At 67.3% G+C, this 21,653-nt stretch carries 12 protein-coding genes and 3 rRNA genes; 12 read left to right on the top strand and 3 right to left on the bottom strand.

Annotated features, from left to right (window positions below; genetic code table 11):
* Window positions 1–63 precede the first annotated feature (63 nt).
* The 4 genes from JO379_RS13370 (at window position 64) to rrf (ending at window position 6,469) form a co-directional block, all read left to right on the top strand.
* Window positions 64–678: a hypothetical protein gene (locus tag JO379_RS13370; protein ID WP_130878149.1), complete on the top strand. Its 615-nt coding sequence runs from the start codon at window positions 64–66 to the stop codon at window positions 676–678.
* Between the two features lie 674 nt (window positions 679–1,352).
* Window positions 1,353–2,876 (top strand): 16S ribosomal RNA (locus tag JO379_RS13365).
* Window positions 2,877–3,155: 279 nt separating this feature from the next.
* Window positions 3,156–6,279, top strand: a 23S ribosomal RNA gene (locus JO379_RS13360).
* A 73-nt stretch (window positions 6,280–6,352) separates the two neighbouring features.
* A 5S ribosomal RNA gene (gene rrf, locus JO379_RS13355) occupies window positions 6,353–6,469 on the top strand.
* Together the 16S, 23S and 5S rRNA genes form the textbook arrangement of a ribosomal RNA operon.
* Window positions 6,470–6,645: 176 nt before the next feature.
* Here the strand turns inward: rrf and JO379_RS13350 are convergent.
* A complete protein-coding gene (locus JO379_RS13350; RefSeq protein WP_209515066.1) occupies window positions 6,646–7,905 on the bottom strand; it encodes a DUF7847 domain-containing protein in 1,260 nt (419 codons plus the stop codon).
* Window positions 7,906–8,096: 191 nt separating this feature from the next.
* Here JO379_RS13350 and mtnA point away from each other — a divergent pair, with 191 nt between their 5' ends.
* The 7 genes from mtnA to JO379_RS13315 all read left to right on the top strand — a co-directional run bounded on the left by mtnA (window position 8,097) and on the right by JO379_RS13315 (window position 16,580).
* A complete protein-coding gene (gene mtnA / locus JO379_RS13345; RefSeq protein ID WP_130878138.1) occupies window positions 8,097–9,254 on the top strand; it encodes an S-methyl-5-thioribose-1-phosphate isomerase in 1,158 nt (385 codons plus the stop codon).
* Window positions 9,251–9,928, top strand: coding sequence for a two-component system response regulator MtrA (gene mtrA / locus JO379_RS13340; RefSeq protein ID WP_130878137.1), 678 nt, complete (start codon window positions 9,251–9,253; stop codon window positions 9,926–9,928). Before mtnA ends, mtrA begins: the two co-directional genes overlap by 4 nt.
* 1 nt (window position 9,929) lies before the next feature.
* Window positions 9,930–11,915, top strand: coding sequence for an MtrAB system histidine kinase MtrB (gene mtrB / locus JO379_RS13335; RefSeq protein ID WP_130878136.1), 1,986 nt, complete (start codon window positions 9,930–9,932; stop codon window positions 11,913–11,915).
* Between the two features lie 11 nt (window positions 11,916–11,926).
* A complete protein-coding gene (locus JO379_RS13330) occupies window positions 11,927–13,762 on the top strand; it encodes an LpqB family beta-propeller domain-containing protein (RefSeq protein WP_242626089.1) in 1,836 nt (611 codons plus the stop codon).
* Window positions 13,763–13,872: 110 nt separating this feature from the next.
* Complete coding sequence (locus tag JO379_RS13325) at window positions 13,873–14,676, top strand: ComF family protein (RefSeq protein ID WP_245381456.1); 804 nt, start codon at window positions 13,873–13,875, stop codon at window positions 14,674–14,676.
* 248 nt (window positions 14,677–14,924) lie between these two features.
* On the top strand, window positions 14,925–15,608 hold the full coding sequence (hpf, locus tag JO379_RS13320; RefSeq protein WP_372449077.1) for a ribosome hibernation-promoting factor, HPF/YfiA family: 684 nt from the start codon (window positions 14,925–14,927) through the stop codon (window positions 15,606–15,608).
* A 228-nt stretch (window positions 15,609–15,836) separates the two neighbouring features.
* Entirely contained in the window at window positions 15,837–16,580 is a 744-nt protein-coding gene (locus JO379_RS13315; RefSeq protein WP_130878134.1) for a response regulator, read from the top strand.
* 54 nt (window positions 16,581–16,634) lie between these two features.
* On the opposite strand, the gene JO379_RS13310 is transcribed toward JO379_RS13315, so the two are convergent.
* On the bottom strand, window positions 16,635–17,840 hold the full coding sequence (locus JO379_RS13310; RefSeq protein WP_130878133.1) for a winged helix-turn-helix domain-containing protein: 1,206 nt from the start codon (window positions 17,838–17,840) through the stop codon (window positions 16,635–16,637).
* A gap of 44 nt (window positions 17,841–17,884) precedes the next feature.
* Window positions 17,885–18,478 (bottom strand): GNAT family N-acetyltransferase, encoded by a 594-nt coding sequence (locus tag JO379_RS13305; RefSeq protein ID WP_209515064.1) that lies wholly within the window; start codon window positions 18,476–18,478, stop codon window positions 17,885–17,887.
* 338 nt (window positions 18,479–18,816) lie between these two features.
* Between JO379_RS13305 and secA the strand changes: the two genes are divergently transcribed.
* Window positions 18,817–21,645, top strand: a complete 2,829-nt coding sequence (gene secA / locus JO379_RS13300) for a preprotein translocase subunit SecA (RefSeq protein WP_130878131.1) — start codon at window positions 18,817–18,819, stop codon at window positions 21,643–21,645.
* Window positions 21,646–21,653: the final 8 nt, after the last annotated feature.

Below are 21,653 nucleotides of genomic sequence, written 5' to 3'. Positions count from 1 at the left end.
CAGCCGGTACCAGGCCCCCGCCCTCGGCGGGGGCCTGTCCCGTTCCCCGTCAAGGACCCCACCATGCCCCGCGGCCGCTACTCCCTCCACGACCCGCACGATCACACCCCCCTCGGTGAAGAGCACTTCCACTGCGCCACCGGCCCGTCCGGCTGGCGCTATGTCTCCCAGACCACCGCGCCCTCCGGCGACCACTCGGGCTCCGTCGACCTCACCCTCGATGAACTCGGCCGCCCGATCCGTCTCCAGCTCCACGCCGCGAGCTGGCAGGTGCGCGGGGCCGCGCTGGAGGGAGTGACCTGGGTCCGCACGGATCCGACCGGCGAGCACGCGACGGAGGGCAACGTCGCCGCACACACCTTCACGGGCACCTCCCCTGCCTTCTATGTGGCGGTCTCCCGCCTCCTCCGGCTTTCCCCCGGCGGGGGAGCCACCCGGGTCCGGCTCGTCGCCTTCACCGCCCCCGTCCTCGCCCCGCGCACCCTCGACCAGTCGTGGGCGCTGATCAGCAGGACAGCACACGCCACTGACAACGGCCCGCTGGAAGTGGACGAGTACCAGGTCAGCGCCCTGGACACCGGTGAGCAACACACGGTCCACCTCGCCGGCGACGTGGTCCTCTCGGCCCCGGGCATCGAGCTCGAGGACCTGGAGAGCCCTCCCTCGTCGTTCGGCTGATGGAGTCGTTTCGGGTGAAGGCGCTGCCGACTACGCCGATGGGGGTGCCGTCGGATGTGCATCGACCCCCGCTGACCTGCTAGTGTCCTCCTCGCCCCAGAAAACCTGTTGACACAGGATGACAGGGGAGGTAGATTCGAGCAGTTGCAACGAACTGGACAGGTTCACTCGCAACCGTTAGTATCTGAATCGCTTCGGACTGTGAATTGAATTCACGCCGAGCATCTTCGACTCCTTGTTGGAAGCGGAAAGGCCGATTAGCTCGGCCGGAACGAGTCTGATAAAGTCGGAATCGCCGGAAAGCGAAAGCAAGAAGGCGAAACCCCTCCGATGGGGATCGGAAACGAATTCGAGCCGGGAACGGCACGGAAAAGGATCTGATAGAGTCGGAACACGAAATACCGAAGGGAAGCGCCCGGAGGAAAGCCCGAGAGGGTGAGTACAAAGGAAGCGTCCGTTCCTTGAGAACTCAACAGCGTGCCAAAAGTCAACGCCAGACTATAAAATACCCCGTCTCCGGTCGCTCTGCGATCGGGACGCGGTTCCTTTGAAAGTCCTGCCGGTCCCCTGTGGGGTCTGGTGGGCAACAACACAGCGAGGACGCTGTGCACGACCGGACTTATTCCGTCTGGTTGTGCCGCTCAACGCGAGTGTCACCCGATTACGGGTAAACATTCACGGAGAGTTTGATCCTGGCTCAGGACGAACGCTGGCGGCGTGCTTAACACATGCAAGTCGAACGATGAAGCCTTTCGGGGTGGATTAGTGGCGAACGGGTGAGTAACACGTGGGCAATCTGCCCTTCACTCTGGGACAAGCCCTGGAAACGGGGTCTAATACCGGATACGACCTGCCTCCGCATGGGGGTGGGTGGAAAGCTCCGGCGGTGAAGGATGAGCCCGCGGCCTATCAGCTTGTTGGTGGGGTAATGGCCTACCAAGGCGACGACGGGTAGCCGGCCTGAGAGGGCGACCGGCCACACTGGGACTGAGACACGGCCCAGACTCCTACGGGAGGCAGCAGTGGGGAATATTGCACAATGGGCGAAAGCCTGATGCAGCGACGCCGCGTGAGGGATGACGGCCTTCGGGTTGTAAACCTCTTTCAGCAGGGAAGAAGCGAGAGTGACGGTACCTGCAGAAGAAGCGCCGGCTAACTACGTGCCAGCAGCCGCGGTAATACGTAGGGCGCAAGCGTTGTCCGGAATTATTGGGCGTAAAGAGCTCGTAGGCGGCTTGTTGCGTCGGATGTGAAAGCCCGGGGCTTAACCCCGGGTCTGCATTCGATACGGGCAGGCTAGAGTGTGGTAGGGGAGATCGGAATTCCTGGTGTAGCGGTGAAATGCGCAGATATCAGGAGGAACACCGGTGGCGAAGGCGGATCTCTGGGCCATTACTGACGCTGAGGAGCGAAAGCGTGGGGAGCGAACAGGATTAGATACCCTGGTAGTCCACGCCGTAAACGTTGGGAACTAGGTGTTGGCGACATTCCACGTCGTCGGTGCCGCAGCTAACGCATTAAGTTCCCCGCCTGGGGAGTACGGCCGCAAGGCTAAAACTCAAAGGAATTGACGGGGGCCCGCACAAGCAGCGGAGCATGTGGCTTAATTCGACGCAACGCGAAGAACCTTACCAAGGCTTGACATATACCGGAAACGGCCAGAGATGGTCGCCCCCTTGTGGTCGGTATACAGGTGGTGCATGGCTGTCGTCAGCTCGTGTCGTGAGATGTTGGGTTAAGTCCCGCAACGAGCGCAACCCTTGTTCTGTGTTGCCAGCATGCCTTTCGGGGTGATGGGGACTCACAGGAGACTGCCGGGGTCAACTCGGAGGAAGGTGGGGACGACGTCAAGTCATCATGCCCCTTATGTCTTGGGCTGCACACGTGCTACAATGGCCGGTACAATGAGCTGCGATACCGTGAGGTGGAGCGAATCTCAAAAAGCCGGTCTCAGTTCGGATTGGGGTCTGCAACTCGACCCCATGAAGTTGGAGTTGCTAGTAATCGCAGATCAGCATTGCTGCGGTGAATACGTTCCCGGGCCTTGTACACACCGCCCGTCACGTCACGAAAGTCGGTAACACCCGAAGCCGGTGACCCAACCCTTGTGGAGGGAGCCGTCGAAGGTGGGACTGGCGATTGGGACGAAGTCGTAACAAGGTAGCCGTACCGGAAGGTGCGGCTGGATCACCTCCTTTCTAAGGAGCACATAGCCGACTGCAGACAAACGTTCTGCACGGTTGCTCATGGGTGGAACGTTGACTATTCGGCACGATCGGTTTGGTTCACTAGTACTGCTTCGGCGTGGAACGTGATACTGGATGGGTCGGGTCGGGCACGCTGTTGGGTATCTGAGGGTACGGAACGTAAGTTTCGAGCCTTCGCGATGCCGGCCCCAGTGAACTCGACACTTTGGTGTTGGGGTGGTGGGTGGCTGGTCGTTGCTTGAGAACTGCACAGTGGACGCGAGCATCTGTGGCCAAGTTTTTAAGGGCGCACGGTGGATGCCTTGGCACCAGGAACCGATGAAGGACGTGGGAGGCCACGATAGGCCCCGGGGAGCTGTCAACCGAGCTTTGATCCGGGGGTGTCCGAATGGGGAAACCCGGCAGTCGTCATGGGCTGTCACCCGCTGCTGAACACATAGGCAGTGTGGAGGGAACGCGGGGAAGTGAAACATCTCAGTACCCGCAGGAAGAGAAAACAACCGTGATTCCGGGAGTAGTGGCGAGCGAAACCGGATGAGGCCAAACCGTATGCGTGTGATACCCGGCAGGGGTTGCGTGTGCGGGGTTGTGGGAGTTCTCTTGATCAGTCTGCCGGCTGGTCGGCGAGTCAGAAACCGTACAGGTAGGCGAAGGACATGCGAAAGGTCCGGCGTAGAGGGTAAGACCCCCGTAGCTGAAATCTGTACGGCTCGCTTGAGAACCACCCAAGTAGCACGGGGCCCGAGAAATCCCGTGTGAATCTGGCGGGACCACCCGTTAAGCCTAAATATTCCCTGGTGACCGATAGCGGATAGTACCGTGAGGGAATGGTGAAAAGTACCGCGGGAGCGGAGTGAAATAGTACCTGAAACCGTGTGCCTACAAGCCGTGGGAGCGTCGCGCATCAAGCTTGCTTGGTGCGTCGTGACTGCGTGCCTTTTGAAGAATGAGCCTGCGAGTTTGCGGTGTGTTGCGAGGTTAACCCGTGTGGGGAAGCCGTAGCGAAAGCGAGTCCGAATAAGGCGATTGAGTAGCGCGCCCAAGACCCGAAGCGGAGTGATCTAGCCATGGGCAGGTTGAAGCGGAGGTAAGACTTCGTGGAGGACCGAACCCACCAGGGTTGAAAACCTGGGGGATGACCTGTGGTTAGGGGTGAAAGGCCAATCAAACTCCGTGATAGCTGGTTCTCCCCGAAATGCATTTAGGTGCAGCGTCGTGTGTTTCTTGCCGGAGGTAGAGCACTGGATAGGCGATGGGCCCTACCGGGTTACTGACCTTAGCCAAACTCCGAATGCCGGTAAGTGAGAGCGCGGCAGTGAGACTGTGGGGGATAAGCTCCATGGTCGAGAGGGAAACAGCCCAGAGCATCGACTAAGGCCCCTAAGCGTACGCTAAGTGGGAAAGGATGTGGAGTCGCAGAGACAACCAGGAGGTTGGCTTAGAAGCAGCCACCCTTGAAAGAGTGCGTAATAGCTCACTGGTCAAGTGATTCCGCGCCGACAATGTAGCGGGGCTCAAGCGTACCGCCGAAGTCGTGTCATTCACACAATAGGTCCAACGGCCGTGTGGATGGGTAGGGGAGCGTCGTGTGCCGGGTGAAGCAGCCGCGGAAGCGAGTTGTGGACGGTTCACGAGTGAGAATGCAGGCATGAGTAGCGATACACACGTGGGAAACGTGTGCGCCGATTGACTAAGGGTTCCTGGGTCAAGCTGATCTGCCCAGGGTAAGTCGGGACCTAAGGCGAGGCCGACAGGCGTAGTCGATGGACAACCGGTTGATATTCCGGTACCCGCTTTGAAACGCCCAATATCGAATCCATTGATGCTAAGGCCGTGAAGCCGTTCCGGACCCTTCGGGGAAAGGAAAGTGGTGGAGCCGCCGGTCCAAGGTGGTAGTAGGTAAGCGATGGGGTGACGCAGGAAGGTAGTCCAGCCCGGGCGGTGGTAGTCCCGGGGTAAGGGTGTAGGCCGTGTGATAGGCAAATCCGTCACACATTAAGGCTGAGACCTGATGCCGAGCCGATTGTGGTGAAGTGGATGATCCTATGCTGTCGAGAAAAGCCTCTAGCGAGTTTCATGGCGGCCCGTACCCTAAACCGACTCAGGTGGTCAGGTAGAGAATACCGAGGCGTTCGGGTGAACTATGGTTAAGGAACTCGGCAAAATGCCCCCGTAACTTCGGGAGAAGGGGGGCCATGTCCGGTGATGGAACTTGCTTCCTGAGCTGGGTGTGGCCGCAGAGACCAGCGAGAAGCGACTGTTTACTAAAAACACAGGTCCGTGCGAAGCCGTAAGGCGATGTATACGGACTGACGCCTGCCCGGTGCTGGAACGTTAAGGGGACCGGTTAGCTCTGTTTCGACAGGGCGAAGCTGAGAACTTAAGCGCCAGTAAACGGCGGTGGTAACTATAACCATCCTAAGGTAGCGAAATTCCTTGTCGGGTAAGTTCCGACCTGCACGAATGGCGTAACGACTTCTCGACTGTCTCAACCATAGGCCCGGTGAAATTGCACTACGAGTAAAGATGCTCGTTTCGCGCAGCAGGACGGAAAGACCCCGGGACCTTTACTATAGCTTGATATTGGTGTTCGGTTCGGCTTGTGTAGGATAGGTGGGAGACTGTGAAGCATGCACGCCAGTGTGTGTGGAGTCGTCGTTGAAATACCACTCTGGTCGTGCTGGATGTCTAACCTGGGTCCGTGATCCGGATCAGGGACAGTGTCTGGTGGGTAGTTTAACTGGGGCGGTTGCCTCCTAAAGAGTAACGGAGGCGCCCAAAGGTTCCCTCAGCCTGGTTGGCAATCAGGTGTTGAGTGTAAGTGCACAAGGGAGCTTGACTGTGAGACCGACGGGTCGAGCAGGGACGAAAGTCGGGACTAGTGATCCGGCGGTGGCTTGTGGAAGCGCCGTCGCTCAACGGATAAAAGGTACCCCGGGGATAACAGGCTGATCTTCCCCAAGAGTCCATATCGACGGGATGGTTTGGCACCTCGATGTCGGCTCGTCGCATCCTGGGGCTGGAGTCGGTCCCAAGGGTTGGGCTGTTCGCCCATTAAAGCGGTACGCGAGCTGGGTTTAGAACGTCGTGAGACAGTTCGGTCCCTATCCGCTGTGCGCGTAGGAATATTGAGAAGGGCTGTCCCTAGTACGAGAGGACCGGGACGGACGAACCTCTGGTGTGCCAGTTGTCCTGCCAAGGGCATGGCTGGTTGGCTACGTTCGGGAGGGATAACCGCTGAAAGCATCTAAGCGGGAAGCCTGCTTCGAGATGAGTATTCCCACCCCCTTTGAGGGGTTAAGGCTCCCAGTAGACGACTGGGTTGATAGGCCAGGTGTGGAAGACCGGTAACGGTTGGAGCTGACTGGTACTAATAGGCCGAGGGCTTGTCCTCAGTTGCTCGCGTCCACTGTGTAGGTTCTGAAGTAACGACCGTGTTGTGTTCCGGTTGGTTAATTTCATAGAGTTTCGGTGGTCATTGCGTTAGGGAAACGCCCGGTTACATTCCGAACCCGGAAGCTAAGCCTTTCAGCGCCGATGGTACTGCATGGGGGACCGTGTGGGAGAGTAGGACGCCGCCGAACAATTTTTAAGAGTAGCCCCTGTGGGAGCCATTTGGTTCCTGCGGGGGCTATTCTGCGTTTCCGGACAATAATCTCCGGACCGGGACGGGAATGCTCCCCTCGTGATGCTTCCCTTGTGCCCGCCGTTCCCCGGGCCAGGTGCTCAGGCCCGGGGAAACAGGACGGGATACAACGCATTACTTCGAGGCGGCCTGCGCCAGCTCGACGTCGAGGGATTCGCGGCGGATGCGCTGGTCCAGATAAAGCAGCGCGGTCACGCCGGCCGTGATCGGCGCCATCAGCGTCGTGCTGATGACCGCCGCGACACCGGAGATGATCAAAGTGTTCCAGCCGATGGTGCCGGAAGTGGCGCTCTCACCCGTGAAGATCATTTCAATGATGCCGACGGGAATGCCAATAACTGTCGCCACCACGAATACCAGGAATACGGCCAGCAGCTGCACTCCGAAGATTCGCCACCAGGATCCGCGCACCAGCTTCGCGGACCGGCGCAGCGACGCGATGACACCCTGCCTTTCCAGCATCAACGCCGGCGCGGCCAGGCTGAACTGAATCCACAGCCACGCCGCTCCCGCCATCCCGGCCAGGCTGCCGAACAGGGCGACGCCCACGCCCACGGCCTTCGCTCCCGTCGCCGAGATCAGGAGGCCGGGCGCGACCGCCACGCCGAAGACACCGACGATGAGTGCCGGCAGCAGGAAGAGCAGGCCGCTCAGACGGAGCAACTGCGGGCGGGCACTCCGCCAGGCGTCGCCGACCGAGGTCGACCGGCCCAGCACGGCCCGGCTGACGACGACCGTCAGCAGTGCGGTGGCGATGATCGAGCCCAGCAGGCTGACCAGCGCCGTGACCCCCGTGCCCGGCAGGCTCTGGCCTATGGCGTCCAAGGTCTCCCCGGGGCTCGCCGAGGCCGGGTTGTCGAGGTACTCGAAGCCCGGGTTGTCGCGGAACCACACTCCGGTGACCACGGTCGTCACGGCCTGGGTGGTGGCCGCCACCGCCAGGGAGATGCCGAGGGCCGTCCGCCAGTGCCTGCGCAGGGTGCCGAACGAGCCCTCCAGGATCTCGCCGACGCCCAAGGGGCGCAGCGGGATCACGCCCGGCTGGGGCGCGGGCGGGATCGGTGCCCAGTGGTTTCCGCCCCAGGCACCCTGGGGCGGCCCGTACGGGCCCGTGGGGCCGGCGTTGCTCCCGGCCCGGCTCCTGGCGGGGCGGCGGGGCGCGGGCGGGGGGCCTGCTGAGGGGGTGGACCACTGGCCCCTGGGGGGCTGCTCCCGGGCCCACTGGGAGGCGGGTGCGGCCTCCTCCGCCCGAGGGGCCGGCTCTTCCGTGCGTACGGCCTGGTCGTCCGCGGGGGCGGACGGGGCGGGAACGCCGTTGCCCTGCTCGTCGGAGGGGGAGGGCCCGGGCGGGGTGCGGCCCGGAGAGTCGTTCATGGTCGTCGCTCCTTCTCGGTGCCCGTTCGCCGGTGCGGCGGCGAGCGATTGCTCCGTCATCGTGTCACGCGGGCCCCTGGCGGCCGAGGGGCTCGTATCCGGCTCGGATACCGGCTCGCACGTCGGCTCGTAAGGGGGAGAGACCCAAGGGAGACCTTCATTAGTCGGGGTGTGCGGGGCAGACTGGACCAATGGCTGATCAGTACGCGGTACCCGCGGACCCCGCGCCGTCCTCACTGACTCCCGCACTGCGCTGGGAGGAGCCTCCGGAAGGGCCCGTGCTGGTGCTGCTGGACCAGCGACGGTTGCCCGCCGAGGAGATCGAGCTGGTCTGCACCGACGTCCCCGCGCTGGTGGAGGCGATACGCACGCTCGCCGTGCGGGGCGCGCCGCTGCTCGGCATCGCGGGTGCGTACGGGGTGGCGCTCGCGGCCGTACGCGGCTTCGACGTGGACGACGCCGCCGAGTCGCTGGCCCACGCCCGCCCCACGGCCGTCAACCTGGCCTACGGGGTCCACCGGGGCCTGTCGGCCTACCGGGGGGCGCTCAAGGGCGGCGCGGACGTGACAGGGGCCGCCGCGGCGGCCCTGGAGACGGCCCGGGCGCTGCACCGGGAGGACGCGCGGGCCAGTGAGCTGATGGCGGCACACGGTCTGGAGCTGCTGACGGAGCTGCTGCCGGGCGGTGGCCTGCGGATCCTCACCCACTGCAACACGGGCGCGCTGGTGTCCGGGGGTGAGGGGACGGCGCTGGCGGTCGTCGGTGCCGTGCATCGGGCGGGGCAGCTGAGGCGGCTGTGGGTGGACGAGACGCGGCCGTTGCTGCAGGGGGCCCGGCTGACGGCGTACGAGGCGGCGCGGGCCGGGATGTCGTACACGCTGCTGACGGACAACGCGGCGGGTTCGCTGTTCGCGGCGGGCGAGGTGGACGCGGTGCTGATCGGCGCGGACCGGATCACCGCCGACGGTTCGGTGGCCAACAAGGTGGGCAGCTATCCGCTGGCTGTACTGGCCCGCTATCACCATGTGCCGTTCGTCGTCGTCGCGCCGATCACGACGGTCGACCTCAACACCCCGGAGGGCGCCGCGATCGAGGTGGAGCAGCGGCCGGGGCACGAGGTGACGGAGTTCGCCGTGCCGCAGGTGCCCGGGGCCGGGGAAGAGGCGGGTTCGGGGGTGCTGATCGCCCCCCTCGGGACGCAGGCGTACAACCCTGCGTTCGATATCACACCGCCCGAGTTGGTGACTGCAATTGTCACGGAAAACGGGGTTGTTTCGCCGGTCACGGAGGCTGGTCTCGCGGAGCTGTGTGCCAGGTCACGATCAGGTAATGGGATGATGTCGATATGAAGGGACGCGTCCTTGTCGTCGACGACGACACCGCACTGGCCGAGATGCTCGGCATTGTGCTGCGTGGTGAGGGTTTCGAGCCGTCGTTTGTAGCTGATGGCGACAAGGCACTCGCTGCTTTTCGTGAGACCAAACCGGATCTTGTTTTGCTCGATCTGATGCTGCCCGGTCGGGACGGCATTGAGGTGTGCAGGCTGATCCGGTCCGAGTCCGGCGTGCCGATCGTGATGTTGACCGCGAAGAGTGACACGGTCGATGTCGTGGTCGGACTGGAGTCCGGGGCAGACGATTACATCGTCAAGCCGTTCAAGCCGAAGGAGCTGGTGGCCCGGATCAGGGCAAGGCTGCGCAGGTCGGAGGAGCCGGCGCCGGAACAGCTGGCGATCGGTGACCTGGTCATCGACGTGGCCGGGCACTCGGTCAAGCGCGACGGCCAGCCGATCGCGCTGACGCCGCTGGAGTTCGACCTCCTCGTCGCGCTGGCCCGCAAGCCGTGGCAGGTGTTCACCCGTGAGGTGCTCCTGGAGCAGGTGTGGGGCTACCGCCACGCGGCGGACACGCGGCTGGTCAATGTGCACGTGCAGCGGCTGCGCTCCAAGGTCGAGAAGGACCCGGAGCGGCCGGAGATCGTGGTGACCGTGCGCGGTGTGGGCTACAAGGCCGGGCCGAGCTGACATGTCGGGCAACGGTGCCGCCCCGGAGCGGGGCGCGGGGCGGCCCGTCGATGCGACGGGCGGCATATCTTTCTTCCGCCGGCTGTGGCGTGCCGCGCGGCTGCTGCCCGACGGCGCGGCCGCGGGGCCGGTGCATCCGGTGCTGAGGCTGTACGTGCGCTGGGTGCGGCAGCCGCTGCTGCCCGCCATGCGGCTGTGGCGGCGCAACATCCAGGTGCGGGTGGTCGCCACCACCCTGCTGATGTCGCTGGGCGTGGTCCTGCTGCTCGGCGTCGTCGTCATCGGCCAGATGCGCAACGGTCTGCTGGACGCCAAGCGGCACGCGTCAATGAGCCAGGCCGAGGGCGGGTTCAAGGCGGCGCGCGACGCCGCCGACGCGGCTGCCGACCGCAGCCAGGACGCCGCACAGGCCGGTGGCCGCGGTCTCCCGGACTCCGGGGCCTGGCTGACCCAGCTCGTGCAGCAGCTCGCCAGTGGCGGGCAGGGCGTCTATCACGTGGTGGCGCTCAGCGCCGACGCCACCGACACCACCTCCGTGGGCACGCGCGGGCCGCGTGCCTCGGGTGACATCGACCCCGAGCAGAGCGTGCCCGCCGAGCTGCGCCGCAAGGTGGACAGCGCGAACGGCGCGTTCGAGACCCCCGTGTCGATCAAGCGCAACTCCTCGGACGAGGGGGCGCCCGCTCTGGCGGTCGGCAAGCGGCTCTATGACGTCAACGGCAAGCCGTACCAGCTCTACTACCTCTTCCCCTTCACCCAGGAGGAGAAGTCGCTGACGCTGGTGAAGACCACGCTGGCGACCGCCGGGGTCTTCGTCGTGGTGCTGCTCGGTGCCATCGCCTGGCTCGTCGTGCGGCAGATCGTCACGCCCGTACGGATGGCCGCGGGGATCTCCGAGCGGCTCGCGGCGGGCGTGCTCCAGGAGCGCATGAAGGTCACCGGCGAGGACGACATCGCCCGCCTGGGTGAAGCCTTCAACAAGATGGCGCAGAACCTCCAGGTGAAGATCCAGCAGCTGGAGGAGCTGTCGCGCATGCAGCGGCGGTTCGTCTCGGACGTCTCGCACGAGCTGCGGACCCCGCTGACGACCGTACGGATGGCCGCGGAGGTCATTCACGAGGCGCGGGAGGACTTCGATCCGATCACCGCGCGCTCCGCGGAGCTGCTGTACGGGCAGGTCGACCGTTTCGAGTCGCTGCTGTCCGACCTGCTGGAGATCAGCCGGTTCGACGCGGGTGCGGCGGCGCTGGAGGCCGAGCCGGTGGACCTGCGCGACGTGGTGAACCGGGTGGTCGACGCGGCGCTGCCGCTCGCCGACCGCAAGGGCAGCAGACTGCTCGTGCGGGGCGCCGAACAGCCCGTGATCGCGGAGGCGGACGCCCGGCGTGTGGAGCGGGTGCTGCGCAACCTCGTGGTCAACGCCGTGGAGCACGGTGACGGCCGGGACGTCGTGGTGCGGCTCGCCGTCGCCGGTGGCGCGGTCGCGGTCGCGGTGCGCGACTACGGCGTGGGCCTCAAGCCCGGCGAGGCCACCCGCGTCTTCAACCGTTTCTGGCGGGCGGACCCCGCCCGTGCCCGGACGACCGGGGGCACCGGTCTCGGGTTGTCCATCGCCGTGGAGGACGCGCGCCTGCACGGCGGCTGGCTCCAGGCGTGGGGCGAGCCGGGCGGCGGCTCGCAGTTCCGTCTGACGCTGCCGCGTACGGCGGGTGACTCGCTGCGCGGCTCGCCGATCCCGCTGGAGCCGGAGGACTCGCGGCGCAACCGCGGGCTGAACGAATCCGGGGTGCCGCTGGCCGCCTCGGGCCGGGGTGTGCCCGGTCCCGCGCCGCTGCCCGCCGCCGTGCCGGCCCAGACGCGCAACGCCCGGCCGGCCGCCGACCCGACGGCGCTGCCCGGCAGCGGCGCCCGGGTGGTGACGCGCCCGGCCGGGGCGCGCAACGACAACGCCGCGGGCAGTGGCCCGCAGGACCGGAGCAGGACGTGAGGGGCGGGCGCGTGGGCGCGAGGAGCGATGGCCGGAGGCGGCCGGGCTCGGCGGCGGGCCTCCTCGCGCTGGGGCTCAGCGGCGCGCTGCTGGCCGGCTGTGCGTCGATGCCGGACAGCGGCGACGTGAACCCGGTGGACTCCTCGCAGCGGGCCGACGCCGACTCGCAGGTGCGGGTCTACGGTGTCCCGCCGCGCAAGCACGAGCAGCCGCAGGAACTGGTGACCGGCTTCCTCGAGGCGACGACGAGCGACGACCCGAACTACGACACCGCCCGGATGTATCTGTCCAAGAGCGTGAAGCGGCGGTGGGACCCGTCGACGTCGACGACCGTGCTGTCCGACCCGCCGCAGGTGAACGTGGAGCGCACCGGCGACCGGGCCCAGGAGGAGTACACGATCACCCTGGTCGGCAAGCAGGTCGCCAAGGTGGACGCCAAGCACGCGTACAAGCCGGACGAGCGCCCGTACAAGACGGCGATCCATGTCGCGCGCGAGGACGGCGAGTGGCGCATCGACGACCTGCCGCCCGGGCTGGTGCTCGGCGTGTCCGATTTCCAGCGCATATACCGGCCGGTCAATAAGTACTACTTCGCCGAGCTGGGGCCCGGCAAGGCGCCGCGTGACGTGCTCGTCGCCGACCCCGTCTATCTGCGCAAGCGGATAGACCCGGTGACCTCCACGGTGAAGGCGCTCCTGGACGGGCCGACCAACTGGCTCGACCCGGTCGCCGCGACGGCCTTCCCGACCGGCACGAAGGTGGCGGACGAGCGGCTCTCGCTCGACGATTCCAACGCCCTGAAGGTGCGGCTCACCGACCGGGCGGCGGGCATCAACGGCGAGCAGTGCCTGCGCATGGCGGCGCAGCTCTTCTACACCGTCCAGGAGTCGGCCTCGGTCAGCAGCGTCACGTTGCAGCGCGCCAAGGGCGGTGCCCAGATGTGCTCGCTGGGGCGGGAGCAGGTGGGGCGGTACGCCCCGGACCAGACCGTGGGGCACGCCGACCGGCAGTACTTCCTCGACGCCCAGCACCGGGTGGTGAGCCTCAGCGACGTCGAGAAGACGCCGGCGCGCGTGGCCGGGCCGTTCGGTGCCGACGGGACCGTCAATCTGAAATCGGTGGCCGTGGACCGCGCCGAGACCCGCGCGGCGGGCGTGGCCGCCAACGGGCAGTCGCTGTACGTCGCGCACCTGCAGCACGGCGCGGCCCTGGGCGAGCCCCGGGTGACCTCGCGGGCGGCGGCGGGGCTGACGGCGCCGAGCTGGGACGGGCTGGGCGATCTGTGGGTCGCCGACCAGGACCCGGACCGGCCGCGGCTGCTGCGGCTGCCCGGGGGCACGGGCGCGCCGGAGGAGGTCCGGGTGCCCGGCCTCGACGGCGAGCGCATCACGGGGCTGCGGGTCGCGGCCGACGGGGTGCGGATCGCGCTGCTGGTCTCGAAGGGTGACCGCAAGTCCCTGAAGCTCGGGCGGGTCGAGCGGCGGATGAGCGCCGGGCGGCCGAGCCTGTCCGTGCAGGAACTGCGTTCGGTGGCGCCGAAGCTGGAGGAGGTCGACGCCGTGTCCTGGGCGGGCGGCAGCCGGCTGCTGGTGGCGGGCAACGAGCGCGGCGGCCTGCAGCAGTTGCTGTACATCGAGACCGACGGATCGCGGTCGAACGCCGCGGCGCTGCCGGGCATCACGGGTGTGCGGGGCATCGCGGCCCCCGAGAACCCGACCGGTCCGGGCAACTCCAAGAAGGCGCCCGGGGTGGTCGCGGAGCGGGAGGACGGCATCGTCCGTCTGCTGCCGGACATGAACTGGAACTGGGTGGCCAAGGACGGGTCGGCGCCGGTCTACCCGGGGTAGAACCCTCCGCCACGCTGCGGATCCCGTGATCCACAGTGGGTGAGCCCGTGATCCACCGTGGGTTTTCCACAGGGGTGGCAGGGCCGGTCCCGGGGCGGGACAGTTGAGGTATGCGCGGATGGTGGCGAGAGATCACCGGGCTGGTGCTGCCGGTCCCTTGCGCGGGGTGTGGTCTGCCGCGGTCCGTGTTGTGCGAGGAGTGCCGCCGGGAGCTGTCCGGGCGGGGCACCCGCAGGGTCTGGCCCGATCCGGTGCCGGCGGGGCTGCCGCCCGTGCGGGCCGCCGCGGTCTACGCCGACCGGGTGCGGTCCGTGCTGCTCGCACACAAGGAGCGGGGAGCGCTGGGGCTGGCGGAGCCGCTGGGCGCGGCGCTGGCGGGCGCGGTGCGGGCCGTCGGGCAAGAGGCCGGAGCGTGGGGCAGGCGGGGCGGGAGTGGCCCGTTGCTGCTCGTGCCGGTGCCTTCCTCGCGGCGGGCGGTCGCGGGGCGCGGCCATGACGCGGGGCGACGGCTCGCCCTGGCGGCCGGGCGGGCGCTGCGGAGCGCCGGGCAGCCCGTACGCGTGGCGGCGGTGCTGCGACAGCGACGGACCGTCGCCGATCAGTCGGGTCTCGACGCCGGGCAGCGATGGGTGAATGTGTCGGGCGCCCTGGGGGTAGCCGGGGGAGTGAAGCGGCTGTGGCGCGTCGGAGGGCCGGTGGTGCTGGTGGACGACCTCATGACGACCGGGTCCTCGCTGGTGGAGGCAGCGCGGGCAGTTTCCGTCTCGGGCGGCCGGGTGCTGGGGGCCGCGGTGGTCGCGGCCCCGGAGCGGGCGTTCGTGCCCGGCCCGGATTCCGGTGGAACCCCAGGTGGCGGTGCGACGTTCCCGAAGCGAACAGCGGGGAAACACCTGAATGGAGGTACGGCCCGGTAAGGGGTACCGACGGGCGTCCGGGCGAGATATGTTCGGTTGTGAGGAAGGGCAAGCGCTATGCCTCTTATCTCCGAATGGCGCGCTTTGCGTGCTTTCGCAGAAGCTTGAAGTCGATGGGGTGTAGATCTTGTCGATGGGGGAGGAGGAGGTGAAACCGCCGAGTCGGTGGCCCCGGGTATCCCCGGGGTCTGATGCAAGAGGGATGCGCTCCGCACCTTCGGCGGGGCGATCCGGGAACGGAGTTCTGCGTGGACATCGTCGTCAAGGGCCGTAAGACAGAGGTGCCCGAGCGCTTTCGCAAGCACGTGGCCGAGAAGCTGAAGCTGGACAAGATCCAGAAGCTGGACGGCAAGGTGATCAGCCTCGACGTAGAGGTGTCCAAGGAGCCCAACCCGAGGCAGGCCGACCGCTCCGACCGTGTGGAGATCACGGTCCGTTCCCGTGGCCCGGTGATCCGGGCGGAAGCGTCGTCGTCGGATCCCTACGCCGCGCTCGACCTGGCCACGAGCAAGCTGGAAGCGCGACTGCGCAAGCAGAACGACAAGCGTCACACCCGCCGGGGCAACGGACGGATCCCGGCCAGCGATGTAGCGGTGACCGTCGGCGCCGCGGAGCTCACCGACAGCGGAGAGCTCGCCGTCGACCAGTCGGCGAACAAGGTGCCGGTCACGCGCATCGGTTCCCTGGAGGTCCAGGGCGAAGGGCCTCTCGTGGTCCGCGAGAAGACCCATGCCGCAGCCCCGATGACCCTCGACCAGGCGCTCTACGAGATGGAGTTGGTCGGCCACGACTTCTATCTGTTCGTCGACTCCGACACCAAGATGCCCAGTGTCGTCTACCGGCGGCACGCCTACGACTACGGCGTCATCCACCTCAACGCCGACCCGTTCTCCGAGGAGCCCGGCGGCGCGGGTGGTTCGCTCGGCGGCTGACCCCGGTCACCTCCGGCGCCGCGCGCCGTGAGTCGTCACCCATCGAGTTGATGCCCTCGAAGCGCCGCAGCGCTTCCGGGGGCATCAACCTGCGTCCTCAGAAGCGCCTCTCGGCGGCCTCGGCATGAAATCATGGCCGAGCGGCCAACCGCCGGTCCGCCGAAACCGGTTGGCTCGGCGCAGCACTGTTGCATCCGCGAGGGGCCACGGCCTTCAGGGGGAGGAACGATGGCGGACAGGTTCGGGCCCGTACTCGTGCCCGGCGAGGACGACGACGAGGGCGCCCGGGCGGAGCGGAACCCCGCCCGCGCGGAGCCGATCCGGGTCCTGGTCGTGGACGACCACGCGCTCTTCCGGCGGGGACTGGAGATCGTTCTCTTCCACGAGGAGGACATCCAGGTCGTGGGCGAGGCGGGGGACGGCGCGGAGGCGGTGGACAAGGCCGCCGATCTGCTGCCGGATATCGTGCTGATGGATGTGCGGATGCCCAAGCGCGGTGGCATCGAGGCCTGCACCTCCATCAAGGAAGTGGCCCCCAGCGCCAAGATCATCATGCTGACGATCAGCGACGAGGAAGCCGACCTCTACGACGCGATCAAGGCCGGGGCGACGGGCTACCTCCTCAAGGAGATCTCCACCGATGAGGTGGCGACCGCGATCCGCGCGGTCGCGGACGGGCAGTCGCAGATCAGCCCGTCGATGGCGTCCAAGCTGCTGACCGAGTTCAAGTCGATGATCCAGCGGACGGACGAGCGCCGGCTGGTGCCGGCGCCCCGGCTCACCGACCGTGAGCTGGAGGTGCTGAAGCTCGTCGCCACCGGGATGAACAACCGTGACATCGCCAAGGAGTTGTTCATCAGCGAGAACACCGTGAAGAACCACGTACGCAACATCCTGGAGAAGCTGCAGCTGCACTCCAGGATGGAGGCGGTGGTCTACGCGATGCGGGAGAAGATCCTCGAGATCCGCTGACGGATCGCCTCCTGCGGGGGCCGGGCTCCTTTCCGGGGGCGCCGTCCTGCCCTGTCAGTCCAGCGCCGTGACCAGTGCCGCCGCCAGCTTCGCGTCGTCGCAGCGCTCGATCCGTACGGAGTCGCAGCCGACCCACCCGGCCGCCTCCCGGAGCGCCCGCGCCATCGGGGCCACGGCCCTGGGGCCGTCGAGGGACACCTGCCGGGCCACCAGGGTGGTGCCTTCACGGGCCGGGTCCACCCGGCCGAGCAGCCGGCCGCCCGCCAGCAGCGGCATCGCGAAATAGCCGTGCACCCGCTTCGGCTTGGGCACATACGCCTCCAGCCGGTGGGTGAAACCGAAGATCCGCTCGGTGCGCGGCCGGTCCCAGATCAGCGAGTCGAACGGCGAGAGCAGCGTCGTACGGTGCCGGCCGCCCTTCGAGGAGGATTCCGCCGCCAGCGCCGCCGGGTCCGCCCAGGCCGGCTTCGGCCAGCCCTCGACCTCCACCGGCACCAGGCCCGTACCGGCTATGACCGCGTCCACCTGGTCGCCCTTGAGCCGGTGGTAGTCCGCGAGATCGGCCCGGGTGGCCACACCCATCGCGGCACCCGCCTGGGTGACCAGGCGCCGGGTGCACTCGATGTCGTCGATGTCGTCGTGCAGGAGGGCGTCCGGCACCGCCCGCTCGGCCAGGTCGTACACCCGCTTCCAGCCGCGCCGCCGGGTGCAGACCACCTCGCCGGTGTCGAGCAGCCACTCCACCGCGATCTTCGTCTCGGACCAGTCGTACCACTCCCCGCCGTTCTTGGCGCCGCCCAATTCCGTTGCCGTCAGGGGGCCGTCGGCCCGCAGCCGGTCCCGGACGGCCGCGCACGAGCGCTCGGAATCCTGCATCACGTGCCAGCGGTGGCCGCGCGCCTTCATGGCCCGGCGCCGGAAGGCGAAGTGCGGCCACTCCTCGACGGGCAGGATGCAGGCCGCGTGCGACCAGTACTCGAAGGCGTGGTCACCGGACCAGTACGCCGACTCGACCGCCGCGCGGCCCACCGCGCCCAGCCGTGCGTACGGCACCAGCTCGTGCGAGCGGGCCAGCACCGAGATCGTGTCCAGCTGCACCGCTCCCAGGTGGCGCAGCACGCCGCGCACCCCCGCCCGGCGGTCCGGGGCGCCCAGCAGGCCCTGGGCGCGCAGCGCCATGCGCCGGGCCTCCTCGGCGGACAGGCGCGCTTCGGGCGCAGGGCCCTTGGACGCGGCGGCAGTTGTCGTACCGGTTGTCATGGCGATCACCCTAGGCCCGGCCACTGACAACGCCCCGCGAGCGGTCAGCCGCGCTCGGGAAAGGGCAGGTAGGGGGCCTGCGAGGGCAGTCCGAGGTCGGAGGGCAGCAGGGAGCCGACCCAGGCGTCGCGACGGGTGCCGTTGTGGACGATCTTGGACCGCATCGTGCCCTCCATCGTGAAGCCGGTCTTCAGGGCGACCCCGCGCGAGCCCTCGTTCCCGGCCTCGGCGTACCACTCCAGCCGCTCGACGCCCAGCTCCTCGAAGGCCCAGCGGATCACCTCGCGGGCCGCCTCGGCGGTGTACCCGCGACCGCGCTGCTCCTTCGCGGTCCAGTAACCGAGCTCCGCCTGCCGCTCGGGGGTGCGCAGCTGGCCGAGCCGCACCAGACCCATCGAACCCACCAGCCGGTCGTCCTCGCGCGTGAAGAGACCGAACGTGTACATGCTGTCGTCCCGCCAGCCGTCCGGGGCGGTCTCCTCGATGAAGACGCGGGCGTCGTCGACGGTGTACGGGGAGGGCACGCTGGTGTAGCGCGGGATGTCCGGGTCCTGGCAGGCGGCGTGCACGGCCTCCCGGTCGGCGGGGGAGAAGGGACGCAGCACCAGCCGCTCGGTGGTGAGGTTGATGGGCTCCATGGGGGGAGTGTGAACGGTCGGCCGGTCCGGTGCGACCCTTTTTGCCCCCGACCGCGCCGCCCCGCCTGCCGCGCCCCTGCCGGGCCGTCTACCACAGTCGGGCACCGGCCGACGGGGGCGCCCCGAAATGTCACCGCACCGGCACCTTCGAGCCGGGCCGTTCGTTCACTGTGCGGGTGATGCCCGGTTTACGTGCTGACGGACCTCCCGGCGCGGTGGGGTCCTCGCTTACGATGACCGTTGCGGCGGGGACTGTCCCGTCGTGCCCGCGCACCCGACCCCTGCCTGCGGCGGGGGTCTCCCCAGCGCCAGGCCCGACCGGCAAGGAGCCAGCCTACGTGTCCGTCTTCGGCAAGATCATGCGTGCAGGAGAAGGCAAGATCCTGCGCAAGCTGCACCGCATCGCGGACCAGGTCAATTCCATCGAAGAGGACTTCGTCAACCTCTCCGACGCCGAGCTGCGCGCCCTGACCGACGAGTACAAGCAGCGGTTCGCGGACGGCGAAAGCCTGGACGACCTGCTGCCCGAGGCGTTCGCGACCGTCCGTGAGGGCGCCAAGCGGGTGCTCGGCCAGCGGCACTACGACGTCCAGCTCATGGGCGGTGCCGCCCTGCACCTGGGTTATGTCGCGGAGATGAAGACCGGTGAGGGCAAGACCCTCGTCGGTACCCTCCCCACCTACCTCAACGCCCTGTCCGGCAAGGGCGTGCACCTGATCACGGTCAACGACTACCTCGCGGAGCGCGACTCCGAGCTGATGGGCCGGGTGCACAAGTTCCTCGGCCTCTCCGTCGGCTGCATCCTCGCCAACATGACTCCGGCGCAGCGCCGCGAGCAGTACGCGTGCGACATCACCTACGGCACCAACAACGAGTTCGGCTTCGACTACCTGCGCGACAACATGGCGTGGTCGCAGGACGAGCTGGTGCAGCGCGGTCACAACTTCGCGGTCGTCGACGAGGTCGACTCGATCCTCGTCGACGAGGCCCGTACGCCGCTGATCATCTCCGGCCCCGCCGACCAGGCCACCAAGTGGTACGGCGACTTCGCCAAGCTGGTCACCCGGCTCACCAAGGGCGAGGCGGCCAACCCGCAGAAGGGCCTGGAGGAGACCGGCGACTACGAGGTCGACGAGAAGAAGCGCACGGTCGCCATCCACGAGGCCGGCGTGTCCAAGGTCGAGGACTGGCTGGGCATCGACAATCTCTACGAATCGGTCAACACTCCTCTCGTCGGGTACCTGAACAACGCCATCAAGGCGAAGGAACTCTTCAAGAAGGACAAGGACTACGTCGTCATGGACGGCGAAGTCATGATCGTCGACGAGCACACCGGCCGTATCCTCGCCGGCCGCCGCTACAACGAGGGCATGCACCAGGCGATCGAGGCGAAGGAAGGGGTGGACATCAAGGACGAGAACCAGACCCTCGCCACGATCACCCTCCAGAACTTCTTCCGCCTCTACGACAAGCTCTCCGGCATGACCGGTACGGCCATGACCGAGGCCGCCGAGTTCCACCAGATCTACAAGCTCGGCGTGGTGCCGATCCCGACGAACCGCCCGATGGTCCGTCAGGACCAGTCGGACCTCATCTACCGCACCGAGGTCGCGAAGTTCGCCGCCGTCGTCGAGGACATCGCGGAGAAGCACGAGAAGGGCCAGCCGATCCTGGTCGGCACCACCTCCGTCGAGAAGTCCGAGTACCTCTCGCAGCAGCTCTCCAAGCGCGGCATCCAGCACGAGGTGCTCAACGCCAAGCAGCACGACCGGGAGGCGACGATCGTCGCCCAGGCCGGCCGCAAGGGCGCCGTCACCGTCGCCACCAACATGGCCGGCCGCGGTACCGACATCAAGCTCGGCGGCAACCCCGACGACCTCGCCGAGGCGGAGCTGCGCCAGCGGGGCCTGGACCCCGTCGAGCACGTCGAGGAGTGGGCGGCGGCCCTGCCGCAGGCGCTGGAGCGCGCCGAGGCCGCGGTGAAGGCGGAGTTCGAGGAGGTCAAGGAGCTCGGCGGGCTGTACGTGCTGGGCACCGAGCGGCACGAGTCGCGCCGCATCGACAACCAGCTGCGCGGCCGCTCCGGCCGTCAGGGCGACCCGGGCGAGTCCCGCTTCTACCTCTCGCTGGGCGACGACCTGATGCGCCTGTTCAAGGCCCAGATGGTCGAGCGCGTCATGGCCATGGCCAACGTGCCGGACGACGTGCCGATCGAGAACAAGATGGTCACCCGCGCCATCGCCTCCGCGCAGTCCCAGGTCGAGCAGCAGAACTTCGAGACGCGTAAGAACGTCCTGAAGTACGACGAGGTGCTCAACCGCCAGCGCGAGGTCATCTACGGCGAGCGCCGCCGCGTCCTGGAGGGCGAGGATCTGCAGGAGCAGATCAAGCACTTCATGGACGACACCATCGACGACTACATCCGCCAGGAGACCGTCGAGGGCTTCGCCGAGGAGTGGGACCTGGACCGGCTGTGGAGCGCCTTCAAGCAGCTCTACCCGGTGAAGGTCACCGTCGAGGAGCTGGAGGACGCGGCCGGCGACCGGGCGGGCATCACCGCCGAGTTCATCGCCGAGTCCATCAAGGACGACATCTACGAGCAGTACGCGGCCCGCGAGGAGCAGCTCGGCTCGGACATCATGCGTGAGCTCGAGCGCCGCGTGGTGCTGTCGGTGCTGGACCGCAAGTGGCGTGAGCACCTCTACGAGATGGACTACCTCCAGGAGGGCATCGGCCTGCGGGCCATGGCCCAGAAGGACCCCCTGGTGGAGTACCAGCGCGAGGGCTACGACATGTTCACCGCCATGATGGAGGGCATCAAGGAGGAGTCCGTCGGCTACCTGTTCAACCTGGAGGTCCAGGTCGACCAGCAGCTGGAGGAGGTCCCGGTGCAGGACGGCGCGGAGCGCCCGTCCCTGCGCAAGGACGCCCAGGACGCCGTGCCCGCCGGTGGTGGCCGTCCCGAGATCCGGGCCAAGGGCCTCGACGCCCCGCAGCGTCCCGACCGGCTGCACTTCTCCGCGCCGACCGTGGACGGCGAGGGCGGTGTCGTCGAGGGCGACTTCGCCAGCGACGACTCCGTGCGGTCCGAGGCGGACGGCATGACCCGCGCCGAGCGCCGCAAGGCCCAGAAGAACGGTGGCGGCGGCCGCCGCCGCAAGAAGTAGGCGACAGC

Source organism: Streptomyces syringium, from assembly GCF_017876625.1.
Lineage (GTDB): Bacteria > Actinomycetota > Actinomycetes > Streptomycetales > Streptomycetaceae > Streptomyces > Streptomyces syringius.
Note: the sequence above shows the minus strand (reverse complement) of the source record. Positions and strands in the feature narration are given on the sequence as shown.

Excerpts from the sequence above, each read along its gene's own strand:
- JO379_RS13370 (WP_130878149.1), top strand. The coding sequence starts at position 64 with ATGCCCCGCGGCCGCTACTCCCTCCACGACCCGCACGATCACACCCCC.
- JO379_RS13350 (WP_209515066.1), bottom strand. The coding sequence starts at position 7,905 with ATGAACGACTCTCCGGGCCGCACCCCGCCCGGGCCCTCCCCCTCCGAC.
- mtnA (WP_130878138.1), top strand. The coding sequence starts at position 8,097 with ATGGCTGATCAGTACGCGGTACCCGCGGACCCCGCGCCGTCCTCACTG.
- mtrA (WP_130878137.1), top strand. The coding sequence starts at position 9,251 with ATGAAGGGACGCGTCCTTGTCGTCGACGACGACACCGCACTGGCCGAG.
- mtrB (WP_130878136.1), top strand. The coding sequence starts at position 9,930 with ATGTCGGGCAACGGTGCCGCCCCGGAGCGGGGCGCGGGGCGGCCCGTC.
- JO379_RS13325 (WP_245381456.1), top strand. The coding sequence starts at position 13,873 with ATGCGCGGATGGTGGCGAGAGATCACCGGGCTGGTGCTGCCGGTCCCT.
- JO379_RS13315 (WP_130878134.1), top strand. The coding sequence starts at position 15,837 with ATGGCGGACAGGTTCGGGCCCGTACTCGTGCCCGGCGAGGACGACGAC.
- JO379_RS13310 (WP_130878133.1), bottom strand. The coding sequence starts at position 17,840 with ATGACAACCGGTACGACAACTGCCGCCGCGTCCAAGGGCCCTGCGCCC.
- JO379_RS13305 (WP_209515064.1), bottom strand. The coding sequence starts at position 18,478 with ATGGAGCCCATCAACCTCACCACCGAGCGGCTGGTGCTGCGTCCCTTC.